General features: G+C 63.5%; 19 protein-coding genes and 2 pseudogenes. 13 read left to right on the top strand and 8 right to left on the bottom strand.

The genetic code is table 11. From position 1 onward, the window contains the following. The first annotated feature begins 81 nt into the window (after positions 1-81). From AC5RUQ_RS02705 to AC5RUQ_RS02695, 3 genes are all read left to right on the top strand, one after another. Entirely contained in the window at positions 82-453 is a 372-nt protein-coding gene (locus AC5RUQ_RS02705) for a hypothetical protein (protein WP_493945862.1), read from the top strand. Next, positions 450-1,472, top strand: a complete 1,023-nt coding sequence (locus AC5RUQ_RS02700) for a M20/M25/M40 family metallo-hydrolase (protein ID WP_493945861.1) — start codon at positions 450-452, stop codon at positions 1,470-1,472. Before AC5RUQ_RS02705 ends, AC5RUQ_RS02700 begins: the two co-directional genes overlap by 4 nt. 533 nt (positions 1,473-2,005) lie before the next feature. Further along, positions 2,006-3,040 (top strand): serine hydrolase domain-containing protein, encoded by a 1,035-nt coding sequence (locus tag AC5RUQ_RS02695; RefSeq protein WP_493945860.1) that lies wholly within the window; start codon positions 2,006-2,008, stop codon positions 3,038-3,040. A 134-nt stretch (positions 3,041-3,174) separates the two neighbouring features. Here AC5RUQ_RS02695 and AC5RUQ_RS02690 read toward each other — a convergent pair. The 7 genes and pseudogenes from AC5RUQ_RS02690 to AC5RUQ_RS02660 form a co-directional block, all read right to left on the bottom strand. Then, a pseudogene (locus tag AC5RUQ_RS02690) lies at positions 3,175-3,225 on the bottom strand (hypothetical protein); the annotation flags it as partial. Further along, a complete protein-coding gene (locus tag AC5RUQ_RS02685) occupies positions 3,215-3,727 on the bottom strand; it encodes a mannitol dehydrogenase family protein (RefSeq protein WP_493945859.1) in 513 nt (170 codons plus the stop codon). The gene AC5RUQ_RS02685 and the pseudogene AC5RUQ_RS02690, both read right to left, overlap by 11 nt. Positions 3,728-3,731: 4 nt before the next feature. Continuing rightward, positions 3,732-4,736, bottom strand: a complete 1,005-nt coding sequence (locus AC5RUQ_RS02680) for a carbohydrate kinase family protein (RefSeq protein WP_493945858.1) — start codon at positions 4,734-4,736, stop codon at positions 3,732-3,734. 63 nt (positions 4,737-4,799) lie between these two features. After that, complete coding sequence (locus tag AC5RUQ_RS02675) at positions 4,800-5,858, bottom strand: NAD(P)-dependent alcohol dehydrogenase (protein WP_493945857.1); 1,059 nt, start codon at positions 5,856-5,858, stop codon at positions 4,800-4,802. 55 nt (positions 5,859-5,913) lie between these two features. Next, positions 5,914-6,831: a carbohydrate ABC transporter permease gene (locus AC5RUQ_RS02670; RefSeq protein WP_493945856.1), complete on the bottom strand. Its 918-nt coding sequence runs from the start codon at positions 6,829-6,831 to the stop codon at positions 5,914-5,916. After that, complete coding sequence (locus AC5RUQ_RS02665) at positions 6,828-7,796, bottom strand: carbohydrate ABC transporter permease (RefSeq protein ID WP_493945855.1); 969 nt, start codon at positions 7,794-7,796, stop codon at positions 6,828-6,830. The genes AC5RUQ_RS02670 and AC5RUQ_RS02665 overlap by 4 nt, the downstream gene beginning before the upstream one ends. A 20-nt stretch (positions 7,797-7,816) precedes the next feature. Beyond that, positions 7,817-9,169, bottom strand: a complete 1,353-nt coding sequence (locus AC5RUQ_RS02660; RefSeq protein WP_493945854.1) for an ABC transporter substrate-binding protein — start codon at positions 9,167-9,169, stop codon at positions 7,817-7,819. A 276-nt stretch (positions 9,170-9,445) separates the two neighbouring features. On the opposite strand from AC5RUQ_RS02660, the gene AC5RUQ_RS02655 reads away from it, so the two are divergent. Further along, on the top strand, positions 9,446-10,369 hold the full coding sequence (locus AC5RUQ_RS02655) for an AraC family transcriptional regulator (RefSeq protein WP_493945853.1): 924 nt from the start codon (positions 9,446-9,448) through the stop codon (positions 10,367-10,369). 85 nt (positions 10,370-10,454) lie between these two features. On the opposite strand, the gene AC5RUQ_RS02650 is transcribed toward AC5RUQ_RS02655, so the two are convergent. Beyond that, positions 10,455-11,300: an EamA family transporter gene (locus AC5RUQ_RS02650; protein WP_493945852.1), complete on the bottom strand. Its 846-nt coding sequence runs from the start codon at positions 11,298-11,300 to the stop codon at positions 10,455-10,457. Positions 11,301-11,386: 86 nt separating this feature from the next. Between AC5RUQ_RS02650 and AC5RUQ_RS02645 the strand changes: the two genes are divergently transcribed. The 9 genes and pseudogenes from AC5RUQ_RS02645 (at position 11,387) to AC5RUQ_RS02605 (ending at position 19,975) form a co-directional block, all read left to right on the top strand. Beyond that, positions 11,387-12,277: a LysR family transcriptional regulator gene (locus AC5RUQ_RS02645; protein WP_493945851.1), complete on the top strand. Its 891-nt coding sequence runs from the start codon at positions 11,387-11,389 to the stop codon at positions 12,275-12,277. A gap of 300 nt (positions 12,278-12,577) precedes the next feature. Continuing rightward, a complete protein-coding gene (locus tag AC5RUQ_RS02640; protein WP_493945850.1) occupies positions 12,578-12,736 on the top strand; it encodes a hypothetical protein in 159 nt (52 codons plus the stop codon). Between the two features lie 115 nt (positions 12,737-12,851). Beyond that, positions 12,852-13,247, top strand: a complete 396-nt coding sequence (locus AC5RUQ_RS02635) for a MerR family transcriptional regulator (protein ID WP_493945849.1) — start codon at positions 12,852-12,854, stop codon at positions 13,245-13,247. Positions 13,248-13,301: 54 nt separating this feature from the next. Continuing rightward, a complete protein-coding gene (locus tag AC5RUQ_RS02630) occupies positions 13,302-14,645 on the top strand; it encodes an NtaA/DmoA family FMN-dependent monooxygenase (RefSeq protein WP_493945848.1) in 1,344 nt (447 codons plus the stop codon). Next, complete coding sequence (locus AC5RUQ_RS02625) at positions 14,642-15,175, top strand: flavin reductase family protein (protein ID WP_493945847.1); 534 nt, start codon at positions 14,642-14,644, stop codon at positions 15,173-15,175. Before AC5RUQ_RS02630 ends, AC5RUQ_RS02625 begins: the two co-directional genes overlap by 4 nt. A gap of 131 nt (positions 15,176-15,306) precedes the next feature. Then, a complete protein-coding gene (locus AC5RUQ_RS02620; protein WP_493945846.1) occupies positions 15,307-16,050 on the top strand; it encodes an NADPH-dependent F420 reductase in 744 nt (247 codons plus the stop codon). Positions 16,051-16,130: 80 nt separating this feature from the next. Beyond that, positions 16,131-17,354 carry an MFS transporter gene (locus tag AC5RUQ_RS02615; RefSeq protein WP_493945845.1) on the top strand — a complete coding sequence of 408 codons (1,224 nt, stop codon included), beginning with the start codon at positions 16,131-16,133 and terminating at the stop codon, positions 17,352-17,354. A 273-nt stretch (positions 17,355-17,627) separates the two neighbouring features. Continuing rightward, positions 17,628-19,130, top strand: coding sequence for a DHA2 family efflux MFS transporter permease subunit (locus AC5RUQ_RS02610; protein ID WP_493945844.1), 1,503 nt, complete (start codon positions 17,628-17,630; stop codon positions 19,128-19,130). 280 nt (positions 19,131-19,410) lie between these two features. Next, a pseudogene (locus AC5RUQ_RS02605) lies at positions 19,411-19,975 on the top strand (recombinase family protein). Positions 19,976-20,065: the final 90 nt, after the last annotated feature.

Below are 20,065 nucleotides of genomic sequence, written 5' to 3'. Positions count from 1 at the left end.
TCTAACTGCTCCGACTAATGGAAAGAGAAGTACGCTTATCTCAATCCATTCACGAAGCGGCGCGGTCGGAGCCATGGTCCCATGAACGACGCAGGGAGACTGCCGCGGGAAACCGTGGCAAGGCTGGCATCTGCCGTTGATGCCGGGATGTCCGTGACAGTGAACGTCCTGGCGGGGCTGGTGGCTGTGCCCGGCATCGCCTGGCCCGACTTCGAGCCTAGTGCCTTGGAGCAAAGTGCTGGGAACGTCCGGGAGCTGCTCCGTGAGACAGGTTTTGCTGACGCCGAAATCATCCGCGCCGCCGACCCGGACGGGACACCGGGGGCACCCGCGGTCTTGGCGGCGAGGCCTGCCGCTCCCGGCAAGCCAAGGGTGCTGCTCTACGCCCACCACGACGTTCAGCCTCTGGCCCGGCCGAGGAATGGGAGAACTCCCCATTTGTTGCACTCGTGAGGGATGAGCGCCTATGGGGGCGTGGAGCGGCCGATGACAAGGCCGGAATCCTCATGCATGTTGCTGCTGTCCGGGCCCTGGACGCAGTCCTGGGATCGGGCAACGGTCTGGGTCTGACCTTCTTTATCGAGGGCGAGGAAGAATCGGGGTCGCCCACGCTGCCGGCCCTCCTCGCGCAGCACAAACCGCGTTTCCAGGCAGAGGCAGCGATCGTTGCTGACGCTGGCAGCTGGAAAATCGGAATTCCTGCGCTCACGACCAGTCTTAGAGGACTGGTGGACGGGACCATCGAAGTGCGAACCCTGGATCATGCGCTGCATTCAGGGAGCTTCGGCGGCCCCGCCCTCGATGCCCCTACCGTCCTTGCCCGGCTGATGGCGACCTTCCACCATGATGATGGTTCAGTCGCCGTGGAAGGCCTTGTAACAGCAAGCACAGAAGGTCCGGACTTCTCGGAGGAGGAATTCCGGCATGATGCCGGCGTCCCGGATCACATTCAGCTGGCGGGCACGGGAAAGATCAACTCCCGGCTGTGGAGCAAGCCCGCGCTGTCCTTCGTCGGACTCGATGCCCCGCCCATAGCAACCGCTCCGAACACCCTGGTTCCGACGGCCGCCGTTAAGTTCAGCCTCCGGATTCCGCCCGGTAATGACCCGGACGAGGCAATGGAGGCGGTCCGCCGGCACACCCTGAAACACGCTCCCTTTGGCGCTGAAGTGACATTTACTCCTGGCACCAAGAGCAAACCCTTCGCGGTAGCGCCGCACGACCAGATGGCGCAAACAGCCCTGTGGGCACTAGGGGAGGCATGGGGAACCGAGGCGGTGACCAGAGGCACTGGCGGGTCAGTCCCGTTCGTGGCAGAGCTCCACCGGCACCATCCCGGCTGCTTCATCCTGCTGACAGGCCCCCGAGACCCCGATTCACGTGCGCATGGAGCCAACGAATCCGTGCACTTGGGCGAACTGCGAAACTCCATCCTTGCCGAAGCCCTGTTTCTCGCCGCCCTCTGCCAATAAGTACAGTCCTTGTCGCCAACCTAGAAGTTCTGGCATGAGTGTGCACCAGGGTGCCACGCAGGGCATGTCAACCTATGCAACGACGAAACTGAACCCGGCGAGGACCCTCGCAAAGCCCTCCACCTCTTCCACCGTCACCGCATCCGGCCGTTCATCGGCTTCAGGCTTAGCAGCATCATCTGCCCGTCAGCGCGGATCTGCTCCACCGCCTGCATCAATACCGGCCCGTTCCTCCCCTGTGTAAGGGAACCCGGTAAATGAGACTGACGGCAGGTTCACGGCCGAGACCGCCGGCATACGCTGACAGTGATTTCGCTGCCACTTCCAGGGGTACCCGCCCCCTCCGGTGGAACGAGCGCAGCCGGTCAGGAACCATGCATGGGGACAGCGCCGGCGGCGTTGCCGGCCGCCTGGTGTTGTTCCTGTTCCTTGGCCTCATACCCGCTGGTGATGTTGAGCCCGGCCAATCCTGCTGCGTTCAAGGGCCTTGCACCGAGTAGAGCTGACCCAGCGGCCCTGTAATACTGATTTGCATGGGTGGGGAATCTAACTGCGAGGCGCTAAAGAATCGGCAGGATGTCCGGTTCTATGGTGACGAGGCAGCTCAGAAGGCGCTCATGTGGAATCGCTCCGGGACCTGGTCGCGGAGAGGTGCTTCTGCGGTGGCTTTGGTGCAGGACGGAGTGTTAAAAACTGCCAGCGCCGGTGCTTCGTTAGATGCGGATTATGAAATCGGCTCCGTCTCAAAGGGCCTCACTGGCCTCCTTTACGCCGATGCCCTACATCGCGGGGAGCTCGACAGCGGTACCACCTTAGGTGACCGGCTGCCCCTGAATGGCTCCGGAGCGGCAGGGGTTTCACTCGAATCCATCACCCGGCACGCTTCCGGGCTGCCGCGCCTGGCTCCGTCTCAGGCCATTGTTCGCCGTACTGCTGCCTTGTGGCTTCGCGGCGCCAACCCTTACGGTGAGACTCTTGAGGAATTGCTCGCTCAGGCCCGGAAAACGCGCTTGGCATCCCCCAGGCCCCGTTATTCGAATTTTGGCTTCGAACTACTCGGGCATGCCATCGCAGCTGGTACGCCAATGCCTTACCGGGATCTCATGGCGGACCGGATCTCCGTGCCTTTGGGGCTGCAATCGCTGTATGCGCCTTCGTACCCTGACGAACTCCGGCAGACGGCACTGCCCGGCAGGAGCAGGGCCGGGCGCCTTATGCAGCCGTGGACTGGAGAGGCTCTGGCTCCGGCTGGCGGCTGGCGTGCCAGCATCCAAGACATGGGCGTCCTAGCCCAGGCTCTCCTGGATGGGACTGCGCCAGGGAGTGCAGCCCTGAACCCCGTGTCGCGGTTTGCCGGGCCTGCCGCGCGAATAGGCAATGCCTGGCTCAGCCTTGAGGTTAAAGGACGGACGGTTACGTGGCACAACGGAGCCACTGGCGGGTTCCGTTCGTGGATGGGGCTGGACCGCAAGGCCGGTACCGCCGTCGTGCTGCTTTCCGCAACGGGGTCATCGCTGGACCGACAGGGATTCAAGCTTCTCCTGAATTTGCCGACTGGATCTCGATAGCCGATATGTTCTGGCGGACAACGGCTCTTTAAGGGCTCTCCGGACCCGATGAAGTGCCATTGGAGCTGAAAGGCGGCGAACATCCTTTTGGCCACGTCGCCGTTGCCTTGGATGTTGTCGCACGACATCACAGTGAACGGCTTGAGGCCCCGTGCCCTCCGGCGGGCGAGGGCCTCAGTTACCAGGCCAGGTCGCTTTTGGCGCTGCCCCGGGGGCCAGGTCGTGGAGCACGTCGGGATTGGTGGCGTTGAATTCGCTGGTGAGGTGGTGGAAGTTGTAGCCGCCTTCCGTGACTGTGAGGGAGACGATGCGGATGTCCTCGGACGCCATTTTCTCGATGACGGCTTCAGGGTCTTCCGGTGCGAAGAGGTATTCGATGATCGAGCCAACCACCCGGCTTTCCCTGCTTCCGTCAGGGTTTTTGACCGTGAGCGTGTACAGGCAGTCCTGGTCGTCCATCACCTGTTTCATACGGGCGTCTCCAGGCAAAACGCCGATACCGACGATCGCACAGTCGTGCGCGCGGCCGGCGTTCATCAGCCGGTCAAGGTACATGGCCTGGTGGGCGCGGTGAAAGCCTCCCACCCCGACGTGGACGATGCCGGCGGTAATGCCCTTGCGGTCGTACCGGGGTGTGGCCAACGAAACGGGGGCCGCTAAGACGATAGTGGCATTCAGGCTTCGCATGACGTCACCGACCCTGTGCCGGTGTCGTGGCGGAAAGAGTTCCGAGTTCAGCGGCGTGTGGAGGGTTCGCCCCGGGCCGGGAACAGGTGATCCCTGCCGCCCGGTTGGCATACGCGGCCAGGGCATTGATTTCATCGCGGCTTAGTGTCTGTAACCGTTGTCTTCCTTCCGCCCCGAGTGCTTCGAGCTGGGCGAGACCGGCGATTAGGGCGGCCATAAAGGAGTCGCCGGCGCCCACGGTATCAGCCACGGTGACAGTTTCCGCTGCCATTTCCACGCGGCCCTGCCGGGTGAGGAGTACGGGCCCGTCCGCGCCGCGGGTTAGAGCCACTAGCGCCGGGCCCAACTCCAGCCACGAAAAGAGGGATTCCTCTATTGCCCTGTCGGGGTAGAGCCACCGCAGGTCCTCGTCGCTGGCCTTAACGATGTCGCTGGCCGCAACGAATGCTTCCGCCTCGCGCCGGGCCTCATCAACGTCGCTGCTGATCCCGGGCCGGCAGTTCGGATCAAAGCTGACCGTGGCATGCGGACGCGCTGCTTCGATCACGCTGCGGACCGCCTTGGTGCCCGGCGCCAGCACCGTGGCGATCGATCCGGTATGGACGTGCAGGGAGCTCTCTGCCGCAGCCATCGCAGGAAGGGCGGCTCCGTTGATGTCCCAGTTGATCGCGAACGTGTACTCGGCCGCCCCGGTGCCATCCAGTCTCGCCACCGCGGACGACGTGGGAAAAGAACCGCCAACCAAGGTCTCCACACCGTTGTTGCGCAGATGGTTGGCTATCAACTGGCCGTGCGGGTCGTCCGCGAAGTGCGTGACAAGCTTTGTTCTTAGGTCCAAACGGGCGCAGCCGACGGCAACATTAAGGGGGCTGCCGCCCGGATGCGTCTGCAGCGCGGAGGTTCCGCGCTGAGTGTCATCAATAATGTCGACGAGCGACTCGCCAATGACGGTGACCAGGGCCCCGTCGTCATCGAGCTCCGGGGCGGGAACGTTCTGTTGTGCGGGCATGGCTGCTTCCTTGCAGGTGAGTTTTCAGGTGGGCTACTGCTCGTGATCGTCGGTCCGCAGGGCTTAGCGGCCCGGGTACACGACGGCTTTGAGCTGGCCCGGCTGCTTGCCGGCCTTGAGTGCCTCCTCGGACTCGGCGAGGGAGAACCTGCCGGTGACGAGGATGTCCAGATCCACTTTCCCGTCGGCGATCAGCTGGATCGCCAGCGGCCAGGTGTTGGTGTAGCGGAAGACCCCGGAGAGCCAGATCTCCCTGTTTTGGAGGTAGGAGACGGGGAGTTCGACGTCGTCGGCGCCCAGCCCGACTAGGATGACGCGGCCGGCGGGTGCGACGGCCTTGATTCCGGAGCGGACGGCCTGCGGTGCGCCGGAGGCGTCAATGAACGCGTCGACGTCGAGCCCTTCCACACTGTCCGTCCTCGCGTTCAGCGCGTGCGTGGCGCCGTGTTCGAGGGCGAACGCGAGCCGGTCTTCGGCGATGTCGCTGATGTAGATTTCGGTGGCGCCGAAAGCACGTGCGGCCTGCGCCGCGATGATGCCGATGGGGCCGGCGCCGGCGATCAGGACCCGGCTTCCCGGCTTGATCCCGGCCCGCTCACAGGCCCAGAGCCCTACGGAGAGCGGCTCGATGAGGGCTGCTGCCTCGTCGCTGACGCTGTCCGGGATGACATAGGCGAAATCGGACTGGATGGTCACGTATTCCGCGAACGCGCCATCGATGGGAGGGGTGGCGTAGAACTCGATGTCCGGGCACAGGTTGTAGCGTCCGGCCTTGCACTGTTTGCAGGTGCGGCAGGGGCGCTGGGGTTCGACGGCTACGCGCTGGCCTACGCGGGCAGGGTCGACGGCGCTGCCGACGGCGGCGATCCAACCGGAGAGTTCGTGGCCCAGGATCAGCGGGTGGTCCACCACGTAGGGGCCGATCCGGCCGTGCTCGTAGTAGTGGACGTCACTGCCGCAGACGCCGACGGCGGCGACCTGCACCAGGACCTGGTCCGCGTCGAGCTGCGGGAGGGGCAGGGTTTCCATGACCATGTTGCCCTTGCTTTTGAGGGTGTTGGCGCGCATCGTGGCGGGCAGTCCGGAGCCGGTGGCAGGTGACTGGGTGGTTGTCGTTGTCATCGAGGTAATCCTTGAAAGAGTTTGGTGGGGAACCGGCGGGCTATTTCAAAGCCTGTTATTTCACGGCGCCGAGGGAGAGGCCTTGGACGAGTTTGTCCTGGGCGGCGAAGCCTGCGAACAGCACCGGGAGGGAGATCACGACGGCGGCTGCGCAGACTTGGGCGAGGAAGAGGCCCTGCCCGGAGACGAAGCCGGTGAGGAACACCGGCGCTGTTCCTGCGACCACGCCGGTGAGGACCCGGGCCAGGAGCAGTTCGTTCCAGCTGAAGATGAAGCAGATCAGGGCGGTGGCGGCGATGCCGGGCATTGCCACTGGTGCGATGACCTTGCGGAGGATGAGCAGGAGGTTGGCGCCGTCGATCTGGGCGGCCTCCAGCATTTCTTCCGGCACTTCGGCGAGGAAGGAGCGCATCATCCAGACGGCGATGGGAAGGTTCATGGAGGTGTACATCAGGATCAGGAACCAGATGTTGTCCAGGGCCCCCACGGTCCGTGCGAAGAGGTAGAGCGGCAGGATCGCCGCGACCACGGGCATCATTTTGGTGGAGAGGAAGAAGAACATCACGTCGGTCCACTTCTTCACCGGCCGGATGGACAGGGCATACGCGGCCGGGAATGCCAGGAGCAGCACGAGGACCGTGGACAGGATCGAGGCGGTGGCGGAGTTGATCAGTGACGGCCAGGGGCTGACGCCGGAGGTTTCGCCGAAGAACTCGCGGTACGCGTCCAGGGTGAGGTTCGCTGCGATGGAGGGCGGGTTCGTGGCGGCGTCGGTCTCGGAGTGGAACGAGGTGAGGAGCATCCACAGGACCGGGACGGCGAAGAGCAGCGCGAGCAGCCAGGCAGCGATGCCGGCGGCGGTGTTGTTGCGGGTGGGGTCCATACGTGCCTTGCCGCGTTTGCGGGTACCGGTGTTCAATGCGGTGGGGCCGGGAGGGGTGCTCTGCGGTGCAGCGGGGGTTAGGGTGCTCATCGTGCTGCCTCCTTTTTGAAGAGTGAAAAGACGGTGCGGAGTGCGAAGGTAGCCACGATGATGGTGCCGATGACCACCACGACGCCGGCCGCGGAGGCCAGGCCGTATTCGTTGGCGAAGTAGAACGTCTGGTAGATCGCATAGGGCAGGTTGGCGGTGCCCAGTCCGCCGGCGGTGAGGGTGAAGACGGCGTCGAAGTTCTGCACGATGTAGATCGCTCCGAGCAGCCCGCCCAGTTCCAGGTACTGGCGCAGGTGCGGCAGGGTCAGGTGGCGGAAGATCGCCCAGGGTGTGGCGCCGTCCACCTGCGCAGCTTCCACGGTGTCCATGGGGCGGGACTGCAGTCCGGCCAGCAGGATGAGCATCATGAACGGCGTCCACTGCCAGACCAGGGAGAGGATCACTGCCATCATCGGTGCCTGCGAAAGCAGATCCAGCTGTGGGGCTGCGGCACTGCCGAAGAGGGACCACACCCAGGTGAGGATGCCGTTGATCAGCCCGTAGGTGGGGTTGAGCAGGGCGTGCTTCCAGATCAGGGCCGCTGCCACGGGAACCACCAGGAACGGTGCGATCAGCAGGGTGCGTGCCAGGCCGCGGCCGATGAACTTCTTGTCCAGCAGCAGGGCAAGGCCCAGGCCGATGAGCAGGCTGATCAGCACCACGGAGACGGTGAGGAGGATGGTGGTGAAGATCGCCTGGCGGAGGTCAGGGTCCGTGAGGACCGTGACGTAGTTCTCCAGGCCGGCGAAGGCGGTCTTGTCCGGGCTGAGGCTGTTCCAGTTCATGAACGAGATGATCAGGGTCACCACGAACGGAAGCTGGGTGACCAGGATGAGGAAGACCAGGGCCGGGAGCAGTGGTGCGCGCCGTGCCCAGACCAGGGCGCGTTCGCGCGACTTGGCGTCCTTCGAAGGTTTGGCTGCGTGGTGTCCCGGGCGGGAGATGCGCGCCGTTGCGGTAGTCATGATGTTCTCCTGCTGTTCGGTTAGGGCTGCTTGTACTTGTTGCCGACCTTTTGGGCGGCTTCCTGGCCCTTGGCCAGCGCGTCAGCCACGCTGCCCTGACCGGCGATGGCCGAGCTGACACCCTGGGAGACGTTCGTGCCCAGGGCAGCGAACTCGGGGATGCCGACAAACTGGATGCCGACGGCGGGGCGTTCCTGGGCGCCGGGGTTCTTCGGGTCGGCGTTCTCGATGGCGAAGCGCTCGGTTTCGAAGAAGGGGGCGGCCTTCTGGAACTCGGCGTTCTCGTAGGTGGAGATGCGCTTGCCGGACGGGACCTTCGCCCAGCCAAGCTCGGAGGCGACGAGTTCCTCGTAGTCCTTGGAGCTGGCCCAGGCTATGAATTTCTCCGCCGCGTCCTGCTTCGTGGAGGCGGCCTGCATGGCCCAGGACCAGGTCCACAGCCAGCCGGAGGACTTGGTTTCCTTCACCGGGGCCTGGGCGTAGCCGATCTTGCCCTTCACCGGGGAGTCCTCAGCTTCCAGGGCGCCCGCGGCCGATGTTGCGTCGTACCACATGGCCACGTTGCCCTGGCTCATGTTGTTCAGGCATTCGGTGAACCCGGCCTGTGCGGCCCCTGCCTCACCGTGCTCGCGCACCAGCTTGGTGTAGAACTCCACTGCCTCGGTGAATTCGGGGGAGTTGACCTGGGCGTTCCAGTCTTTGTCGAACCAGGTTCCGCCGAAGGTGTTCACCACAGTGGTCAAGGGCGCGAAGACCTGGCCCCAGCCCGGCTGGCCGCGCAGGCAGATGCCCTTCATGCCCGGTTCCGCGCCGTCGACCTGCGCCGCGACCTCGGCGACCTCGTCCCAGGTGGGTTTCGCCGGCATGGTCAGGCCCTTGGACTCCAGGATGTCCTTGCGGTACATCAGGAAGGAGGACTCGCCGTAGAACGGTTCGCCGTACAGCTTGCCGTCCTCGCCCGTAAGGGACGCGGTGTAGGCGGGGAGGATGTCGCCCTGGTCAAACTCCGGGTCCGCAGCAACGTCATCCAGTGGGGCGAGCCAGCCATTGGCGGAATAGAACGGAATCTCGTAGTTGGACAGGGATGCGACGTCGTACTGGCCGGCCTGGCTGGAGAACTCCTGGCTGATCTTGGCCCGGACATCGTTCTCCGGCAGGATCGTGTAATTGACCCTGATCCCGGTTTCCTTGGTGAAGTTCTCTGCGGTCAGCCGCTGCAGATCCTCCATCTGAGGGTTGTTCACCATCAGGACACTGATGCTGTTCGGGTCACCGGCGGAATTACCTCCGCCGGCACCTGCACAGGCCGAGGCACTCAGCGCGACACACAAAGCGCCGGCGGCCAGGGTCGCAGCACGCATTTTTGGGCGCATTAAGGACTCCTTTGTTCTTTCAGGGGTGCACAGTCACCGCACCTCGACTGCCATGTCGGGGTACCGGACCGGGGCGAGGGCCTAACCGGAAATCCCGATATACCTCGCTGATGTTCTTCCAGATTAGGCGGGAGGTGCAGGTCACAACTAGCGCCCTGCTTGCCGATTTCTGATACTAATTTTCCCTACCTGTCACCGCGTTAGGCACTAATCTGGGATCAGGGCCCTCAAGCACTGTCCAGAGTTCATAAACCACCGAACCAACGGAGTACCACGATGACTGCCGCCGACACTGCTGACGGAGCCACGGCGAGGCTCGCCGAACGACTGCTGGGAATGCGGGCCAACAGGGAAGTCATCCCGCCTGATCCCAACCACTCTGTCCGGTGGCACCAGCACAGCTATCCCAGCCCGGTGGCCCGCTGGAATTACCACCCCGAGTACGAAATCCACCTCATTCGGAAGGGCACCGGAAAATTCATTGTCGGCGACCACATCGGGACCTTCGAAGCAGGCCACGTTGCCCTCGTGGGGTCCGGGCTGCCCCATGATTGGGTCAGTGACCTGGAGGCCGGTGAAGTGTTGGAAAACCGAGACGCCGTTATCCAGTTCGACGGAAAGTGGGTTGAGCAGGCCGCTGCCCTCGTTCCTGAAATGGCCGAGATCAAGCCGCTGCTGGAGCAGTCACAGCGGGGGATCGAGTTCATGGGACGATCAGCCAAGGAAGCGGCAACAGCCATCGAAGTGATGGGGACAACCACCGGGCTGGCGCGGCTCCAGCACCTGTTTGAACTGTTCCGAATCCTGGTCCAAGCACCTCAAGAAGACCGCCGCTACCTGGCCCAGGAATGGTTCCGGCCGCAACTGGACGGCCAAGCCGCCGCAGTCGTGGACCTTGTCCTGGAGTACGTCTTCAACAATCATGCCGGCAGCGTCACGATGTCGGAGGCGGCCGCAATGGTCGGGATGCAGGAAGCTTCCTTCTCGAAATACTTCAAACGCGCTACCGGCCAAAACTTCAGCGACCTGGTCCGCAAGCTTCGCCTGGCCCACGCCCGGCGCCTGCTGGAACGCAGTGACAAGGCTATTTCTGATATCTGCTACGAAGTGGGGTTCTCCAACCTGTCCAACTTCAACAGGCATTTCCTCAACGACGCCGGCGAAACGCCGCGTCAGTTCCGGCAACGCGTGCAGAACTGACGCACGTCAAAGCCAGCACCCTGGCGCCGATAGTCCTCGTCGTAAACACATGACATTGCTCATCAGGCTTAAACCCGCCCGCACTTCAACGCTGAAGGCGCAGAGCGACGGCATTAGCGCTGACAATTAGGACTATCCCGGCCCATTCAACAGCGCCCAGTCCCTCATGGAGTGCGATGGCTCCGATGACCGCAGCGAAAACAGGATTGATGCTCATGAGGACGCCGAAGAGGTTAGCGGGGACGCTGCGCAGCGCTACCAGGTCAGCAATATAGGGCACGACGGACGCCAAGAGTCCGGCTACGATGGCGCAAAGGACCATGGTGGCGTCGGGCCTCTGAGTGACGAAGACAATTGCCCCGACGGGGAGGAACAGCGCGGCTGATACTCCCGTAGCTGTGGCGGTTCCCTGAACACCGGGTATCCGGTTACCTACCGTTCTGTTCAGCAGGATGTAAGCAGCCCAGCTCGATGCCGCGATGAGTGCAAAACCGATTCCGGCGTAGTCTGTGGAAGCCCCTGGTTGTGTGATGGCAACAACGCCCGCACCAGCAATGGCGGAACAGAACATGCTGCCTTTATTCCTGGTTGTGGCTATGGCAACTGCAAGAGGCCCAAGGAATTCCAGCGTCACCGCCAGTCCCAAACCGATCCGCTCGATGGCGGCGTAAAGCGAGAGATTCATCGTACCGAAGACCAACGCGAGCAGAAGTATCGGCCACCATTGGGAAAGCGTGAAATCCCGGACTCGTGGCCGGACCAGCGGAAGGAGTACCGCGGCAGCAACAAGTTGACGAACTGCAACAACGCCTACGGGGCCTACTGCCGGAAAGGCCATCGAACCACTGGCCGCACCCAGCTGGTTTGAGAGGGCACTTGCTACGAGCGTGGCGGTTGCCCGCCCCTGACGCCCTTTCCCTGCTTTATCCATGAATGGATTCTCCGCAACGGCCGCACTCCCCCATAATGCATAGGTGCGCCGACTAATGCAGATCCTGCATGAATAAACTGGTGGCCATGGACTTCGAGATACGCCACCTGAAATCTTTCCTCAGGGTTACAGAGGTTAGGACGTTCACCGACGCGGCCATTGAACTGGGTATCTCCCAGGCCGCCGTTTCCCGGAACGTCGCTGCCCTTGAACGGGCATTAGGAGTCCGGCTGCTGGTGCGGACCACTCGCAGCGTGGAACTTACTCCCGCGGGGAAGCGCGTGATAGGTCGCGCCCGACATGCCCTCACGGCGCTGGAGGATCTTCAGCGTGAAGCGTCCGCCTCCAAGAGCACGGTAAGGATTGGATATGCGTGGTCTGCCTTGGGCAGACACACGCCTGAGTTTCAACGCCGATGGACCGCTGCCTTCCCCAACAAAGACCTGCTACTCATCAGGACAAACACCCCTACTGCAGGGCTGGCCGAAGGGACAACCGATCTTGCGATCCTGCGCCGCACCCCGGAACCAGGAAACCTCGACGTCGTCCTCACCGGGTACGAAAAGCGCTACTGCGCGATGGCAATCGAGGACCCTCTGGCAACCAAACGAACTGTCACGCTCGCCCAAGTCAGAGATGCCACGGTGGCAATTGATGTAGGTACCGGAAGCACCCGCCTGGACCTCTGGCCCGAAGGAAAGGAACCAGTTCGAACGGTAATCACCAGTGACGTGGACGACTGGCTGACGGTCATCGGCAGCGGCAAAGCCCGGGGCATAACCGCCGAATCCACCGCCCACCAATACCGAAGGGCCGGCCTGGTCTACCGGGTCGTCCGGGACGCACCACCAGTCCCCGTCTACCTGGCCTGGTCGAAAACCGACCCGCCCGCACTCCAAACCGAAACGGCCGAACTCATCCGCAGCCTATACGAGGTGCCAGAAATTCCACACGGGGCCGGGAGTTCATTCAGATAGGGCACACCTCAACCTGACACAGGGGCCTTGTTGGGCCCCAGAAATGAGGGACTTCCATCCGAGTTCATTGCGAGGCTTGGGTTCCGCGGCCGCCCACAGCCAGGGACAGTTCTCCTGGGTTATCCACCGCTACTGCTGCTCTGGGAGCTAATCCAGGGGCTCCCAATATCCAGCTGTGGATAACCCGAATTGCCTCCAACTGTGGACGGAACAAAGTCACCCGGCGCAGCTTGTCCGGGCCTCGCCAGGTTGACGGAGAACGCTCTTGAGGGCGAGGTGAGCCCCGAGAAAGCACGCCTCGTGACCGAATTCGCTGGGATAGCAGCCCGCGCCGCCTTCGACGGATGGGCCGAACTTACCGACGCCGGTCACCAGACGGCGCTCGGCGAAACCTACCAGCGGGTCCGCGAACAACTCGGTACCACCGCTGGAACCAGTCGAATACGCGCTCAGCTGTAAAGGCTCATCGCTGGACGCAGATACTGCTTCCGACTCCGATCCGGGTAGCTCACCGTGCTACCCGTCCACTAGTGTGAAGGTTGATGCAGATCTGGTAGCGATCGAAGGAGCGGGCATGCGTATAGGCGAATTGGAACAAAGGTCCGGTGTGCCGGCTCGGATGCTCCGTTACTACGAGGAGCAGGGCCTGGTGACACCGCGCCGCCTCGACAACGGTTACCGGGAGTATGACGAATACCTTGTGGACCGCGTGGCGAAGATCCGCGGGCTCATCGACTCGGGTATTCCGACCAGGATCATCGGCAACATCCTGCCGTGCCTGAACCAGCCGCAGACCGTCGTCGTCGACGACGCTGACCCGGAACTCCTGGAAATTCTGCGGCAGGAGCGGGACCGGATGACCCATAAGATCGACGTCCTTTCGCAGAACCGGGACGCCATCAACCGCTACATCCAGGCACTGGAGACCGCCGGCAGCAGGAGCGGCACGCGCGAACGACAGCCGGCGTAGCAGCAGGCGCACGATTTGACCTTCTCACTAGTGAGAAGGTTGCACTATGGGTAGGTGACTTCCTCCTCATCTCCAAAAATGATCCTCGGCCTGCAGCTCGGTAACGGGTACGGCGCCCACGGGTCGGCCTGGCGCGCCGCGGGCGTGGACCCGGCCAATTACGCCGACTTCGACGCGCAGGTGCGCTACGCCCAGGCCGCCGAACGGGGCAAGTTCGCGTTCCTGTTCCTGCCCGACTTCCTGGCCTACAAAGCAGATGGCGTGCAGGAGGCGCCCATGCTCACCCTGGAACCCATGCTGACCCTGGCAGCCATAGCCCGCGCGACCGAGCGCATCGGTCTCGTAGCGACCGGCTCGACGACCTTCAACGAGCCCTACAACCTCGCTCGCCAGTTCAAGGCCCTGGACGTGATGAGTCATGGCCGGGCCGGGTGGAACGCTGTGACGACCAGCGACCCTGCGTCCGCCGCGAACTTCGGGCAGGAGATCGCGCCCCGGCCGCAGCGTTACCAGCGGGCGCACGAGACCATCCAGATCACCCAGGCTCTCTGGGGTAGCTGGCAGCAGGATGCCTGGATCAGGGACACAACGAATGCCCGGTTCATCGATCCGGAGAAGATCAAGGCCACCAACCTGCCGGGCAAATATGTCGCGTCCCGGGGACCGCTGCCCATCCCGCCGTCGGAGCAGGGCCAACCTGTGGTTTTCTCGGCCGGCGGAGGCGCGAACGGCCTCGAGATCGCCGGTAGGTACGCCAGCGCCGTCATCGGCGCCGTATTCACCATCGAGGACGCCCGCGCCCAGCGCGAAGCCGTCCGGGACGCAGCGCGCAGGGCCGGACGCAACCCTGACGAGGTGAAATTCATCGCCGGAGTGATGCCGGCCATCGCCGCCACCAAACGGGCGGCACTGGACCGCCGCGTAGCCCTCGGCGACCAAGCCGCCCCGGCCCTCGTTCCCTATCTCGGCTCCATGCTGGGACTGACTCTCGCTGCGAGCCAGATCGACGAGCCACTCAGGCCCGCCCAGCTGGCAGCAGCCCGACCCAGCCCTTTCGATCCCCGCTCCCCCAAAGCGCTCGAGGTCGCCCGCGAAGGATGGACCCTCCGCGACATCCTCGCCCACGGGGTCATCGACTACCACCCCACCCCGGTAGGCCCGGCATCCGTGACCGCGGACCACATGCAGGAATGGTTCGAGGCAGGCGCCTGCGACGGCTTCTGGGTGTCCATCGACGTCTACGAGGACGGTATCGACACCTTCGTCGACGACGTCGTCCCCCTGCTCCAGAAGCGCGGCCTCTTCCACGACGACTACGAAGGCACCACCCTCCGTGATCACCTCGGCGCCCCCGCCCAGTACGGCCTGGACGCTCGACTCGCGGATAACGCCGAATGACGACAACCACCGACAACCCCAGCCACAATCAGAGCCACATCATTGATCAAGGTCTCTTCCGTGGCACCGTGGGCCGTTACGCGTCAGGCATCACGATCATCACCGTTTACGATGACCAGGGGCCGATCGGGTTCACCTGCCAGTCGTTCTACAGTGTCTCCGTCGACCCGCCGGTCGTGTCCTTCAGCGTCATGAAAACCTCCACCACCTACCCGAGGATCCGCGACACCGGAACCTTCACGGTCAACATCCTCTCGCGCGACCAGGAAGCAGTATCCAACCAGTTCGCTCGACGAGGCACGGACAAATGGGCCAACATCCGGTGGAGCCCCACAACACAGGGCAACCCGGTCCTGGATGAAAGCCTGGCCTGGCTCGACTGCACAATCTGGGCTGAGCACGACGCCGGCGACCATCTCATCGTGCTCGGACGCGTTATCGAACTAGGTACATCTCCTGAAGAACACCCTGATCCACTGGTGTACTTCCAAGGCCAATATCGAGCCCTCCACGAGCTCGACCCTGCCTGATGCGTGTGTAGGTCGATGTATCGGTGGGTCGTTTACCTTCGTCCTCGTCCGGTATAAGACACCCCCGATTTGACCTTCACACTAATGGCAAGGTTGATGATGGAAGGACAGATATCGCACTAGGGAGACACATGAAGATCGGAATCATCGGCGCAGGTTCGATCGGCTCGACCATTGCCCGGCGGCTCAGCCGTCACGGACATGACGTAGCGATCGCGAACTCACGCGGCCCGGAGACGATTGCTGCCGCAGCCTTGAGCACCGGCGCGCGAGCCGTCACGGCTTCCGAAGCGGCCACTGGCGTCGACGTCCTCATCGTCTCGGTCCCGATGAACCGCAACGAGGACATCGCCGCCCACGTCCGGCGCGCACCCGAGGCCGCCGTCGTCATCGACACGTCCAACTACTATCCGGCCCGCGACGGCATCGTCCCGGCCTTTGTCGACGGGCAGCCCGAGAGCATCTGGTTGTCCGAGCTGTTCGGCCGCCCCGTCACGAAAGCCTGGAACGCCATCACATCCCAGTCCTTCGATGCCAAGGCCACCGAGGCCGGGGCTGCAGGCCGAGTCGCCATCCCGGTGGCAGCCGACCAGGACGACCACCGGAAGGTGGCGATGTCACTGGTGGAGCAGACCGGCTTCGACGCTGTCGATGCCGGCGTCCTCGCCGAGTCCTGGCGGCAGCAGCCCGGCGCCCCCGTCTACTGCACGGACCGTAGACGCGAAGAGATGCCAGCCTTCCTGGCAGCCGCCCAGAAGGAGCGCGTCCCCCAGCGTCGGGATCTGGCCATGGACGCCATCGGCGGGTACATCGATGCCGGCGGCAAACCGGACGGCAAGTTCCTCGTCGCCATCAACCGTGCCTGCTACAGCTGACGCTACGACCCCACAACTCCCCCACGCACCAACGCGCACCTACTGATGCGCACTCACACGCAAGCCAGGATGCCTACCGAATGACTTCTCACGAAGCAACAGCAACACAAGAGACCGGCGCTCACGGATCACGGTCCGACAGTGCAGGCCCGACGCAGAAACCATCATGGGCGGGAGTGGCCTCGCTGAGCGTGGGTGTATTCGCCCTCGTGATGGCCGAATTCCTGCCGGCAAGCCTTCTTTCCCGGGTTGCCGCGGATCTGGGGGTGACAGAGGGTGTGGCCGGTCAGTCCGTCGCCATCACCGCCATCGTCGCAGCCATCTCCGGCATCACCATCCCTGTCGTGCTCTCGCGCATGGACCGCCGGCACCTGATGATCATCCTCTCGGCGCTTGCCGTCGTATCCGATGTGCTGGTGGCGATCGCGCCGACCTACCCGATCCTTCTGGCCGCCCGCGTCCTGCTCGGCATCGCGATCGGCGGGTTCTGGGCGTTGGCGATCTCCATCACAGCGCGCCTTGTTCCGGCGTCGAAACTCGGTCTGGGTCTAACGATCGTGAACGTGGGCGTGACCCTGGCTACCGTCGCCGCCGTCCCGCTCGGCACGCTGCTCGGTGAGATCTGGGGCTGGCGTGCAGTGTTCGCCCTGGCCGCGGGCGTCGGCATCATCGCCATGGTCATCCAATTCCTCGCCCTGCCTTCGATGGTGACCGGCCCCTCAAGCGGATTCCGGCCCCTGGTACAGACACTGCGCTCCCGCCTGGTGCTGCTCTGCCTGTTCACCATGGCTCTGATGGGTGCCGGTCACTTCGCCGGCTTCACCTACATCCGTCCTGCAGCGACCGAGGTCGGCGGACTCGATCCCGAGCAGCTCGCTGTCCTGCTCCTGGTGTACGGCCTAGGCATCGTGGGCGGCAACCTGATCGCCGGACCTCTCGCCGACCGCACCCTGCGCATCGCGACACTGATCTTCCCGCTCGTCCTCGGCCTGGCGATGATCGCCTTCGTGTACATGGGCAGCAGCACAGTGCTGCTCTTCATTGCAGCCGCGCTCTGGGGAGCCGGTTTCGGTGCCCTGCCCACGGTCATCTCGACCTGGCTCGCACGAGCCGAACCGAGCCGCCTCGAAAGCATCGGCGGACTGCAGACAGGTGTGCTCCAGGTCGCGGTCGCCCTCGGCGCGTTCATTGGCGGGCTTCTCGTCGACGGTGCCGGCGTACAGACAGCCCAGGTCCTCGGCGGCCTCGCCTCCGTGCTCGGCGCCCTGATCCTGGTGGCAGTCAAACCCCGGACGCTTGCCTAAAACAAGAGGGCTGACCGACCGAACTTGTCTCCGCTGGTGGCGCCCGCCGCACGCCAGGCACCGGAGATTTCCCGCCAAGACGATGGACTCGAGCGCCGACGCCGACACAAATCGGAACGTTAGGGCTTAGCCGTCCTACCTTCACATTAGTGTAAAGGTAGAGACTGAAATACCGACAAGCTCTCCGATGGCGCGGTGCTTTGTCCAGGCGGTAATCCTGTGGATTCCGACCCGAACCGATGAATCTTACGAGCACCTTGGAGTCAACAGCTTATGAGTAGTGACACGCGCCCCGCCCCTGCAACAGGGCCCGCCGGCATCATCGCCGATCCCCAAGGAGCGGTTACCGGCCCGATTGCGACCAGCCCGGCACCAACGAAACGATTGTCTTCGGGAGAGGTCCTGACGATCTCCGTCCTGGTCTTCTCGGCGTTCGTGGCGTTCCTGTCCGAGATGGTGGTCGGGGTGGCGCTGCCACAGATCATGGACGACCTGAACATCACGGCTACGACCGGGCAGTGGCTAACCACCGGCTACACCCTCACCCTCGCGGTGATTATCCCGACTACCGGGTACATCATGCAGCGGTTCCAGCTTCGGACGATCTTCATTGTCAGCGTCGGATTGTTCACCCTCGGCACCCTGATCGCGGCCGTGGCGCCTGGCTTCGCGCTGCTGCTCACCGGCCGAATTGTGCAGGCCCTCGGTACGGCGGTGTTGGTCCCGCTGCTGATGACGACGTCGATGGGTCTCGTTGCGCCGTCTCGTCGTGGACAGATGATGGCGTTAGTCACTGCGGTGTCTGCCGTCGCACCTGCCCTCGGTCCCGCCTTCTCCGGCCTGGTGATGTCGCAGCTGACCTGGCGGTGGCTGTTCATCATCATCTTGCCGCCGTCGGTCCTCGGCCTCCTCATCGGGGCGACCAAGATGCCGAACCTCACTACGCCGCGGCGCATCGGATTCGACATGCTGTCGCTGGTGCTCTCCGCGATCGGATTCGGTGCGTTGGTGTACGGCCTGGCGAGTGCCGGCGAATCCAGCGGCGGTCACTTCTCAGCAGCCTTCTGGATCGCCGTCCCGCTGGGCGTGGCGGGCATCGCAGCCTTCGTATTGCGTCAGCTCCGACTGCAGCGCCGTGACGCGGCCGTTCTGGACATGCGGATCTTCATGCATGCCGGGTTCGCACGACCCGTTATCGTCTTTACGTTCCTGGTGATGGGCGCCTTCAGTCTCGCCACCCTGCTCCCCCTCATCCTGCAGGAATCCCTCGGACTCGGTTCATTGGAGACCGGGCTGCTCATGGTGCCCGGCGGCGCGACGATCGGGATCGTGTCCCTCCTCGTCGGACGCTACTACGACCGCATCGGAGCCCGGGGGCTTGCGATCCCGGGAGCCATCGTCGTCAGTGCCGGTTGGTGGTTCATGACGACCTTCACCGAGAACACCTCGATGTGGGTAGTCCTGGCCACCTACATGTTCGTCTGCGCCGGACAAGCGTTCGCCTGGGTCGCTCTGTTCACCATGTCGCTGGGATCGCTTCCAAGTGCTCTCGCTCCGCACGGCAGCGCCGCGCTCAACACCATCCAGCAGCTCGGCGGCGCGGCCGGTTTGGCGGTACTCATCGCGGTTCTCAGCACGAATGCCGACGGTACCGACGCTACCTCAATCGCCAATGGTGCACGCGCTGCCTTCACAGTCGGCACTGTTATCGCCGTCGTCGCCCTCGTGACCGCGGCATTCCTTCCGCGACACACGCGCAACGCGGACGAAGACTGAACGAGCAGCAGGACCTGACCTGCCGGCTATCGGTCGCGTCTGGCAGTGCTGAGATCAACTCGCAGTGGACGCATAGAAGGAAACCGGCTACCCCGCCACCATCATCAGAACACCCCATCTGGTCATCCGCTGACCTACGACTTCATAAAGGACTAGCACATAGGCCAGGAGCTTGTTCAGGTTGGCTACACCCCAACCAGACGATTGGGTCACCTTGTCCTGGCTTTCTTTTGAGAGGAGCCTAGGACTCAACCTGACAGGACGAGGGTTGGAGGCGGCGGTGGCAGGACAACGGATCGGGTACGTCCGAGTAAGCACTCTTGACCAGAATGAGAAACGCCAGCTCGAAGGCCAGGTTCTGGACCGAGTCTTCACGGACAAGGCCTCCGGCCGGGACACTTCCAGACCGGAGCTTACCGAATTGCTGCGGTTCGCCCGGGATGGGGACACTGTTGTGGTGCACAGCATGGACCGGCTCGCCCGGAACCTTGATGACTTGCGGGCCCTTGTCCAGGGCCTCACCCGCAAAGGTGTGCGGGTGGAGTTCGTCAAGGAGAGCCTGGTCTTCACCGGCGAGGACTCCCCCATGGCCAACCTCATGCTGTCCGTCATGGGTGCCTTCGCCGAATTCGAACGCTCCCTCATCAGGGAACGCCAGCGGGAAGGCATCGCCTTGGCCAAGCAGCGCGGCGCCTACAAAGGACGGAAAAAGACCCTCACACCGGACCGGGCAGCCGATTTCGTCCATCGCCGGCAGCGGTGTTTCGAAAGCACTTCTTGCCCGTGACTACGGGATCAGCAGGGAGACCGTCTACCAGTACCTCCGCAACGCAAAGTTGGAGTGATCCGCTCCCCTGCCTGGTCGTCGATGTGCCCTGGACCGCACAAACCATTAGCTTTACATAACCTACATTATCGGCCTTTTAAAACAGGCG

This window comes from Arthrobacter sp. MDT2-3 (assembly GCF_059090465.1).
Note: the sequence above shows the minus strand (reverse complement) of the source record. Positions and strands in the feature narration are given on the sequence as shown.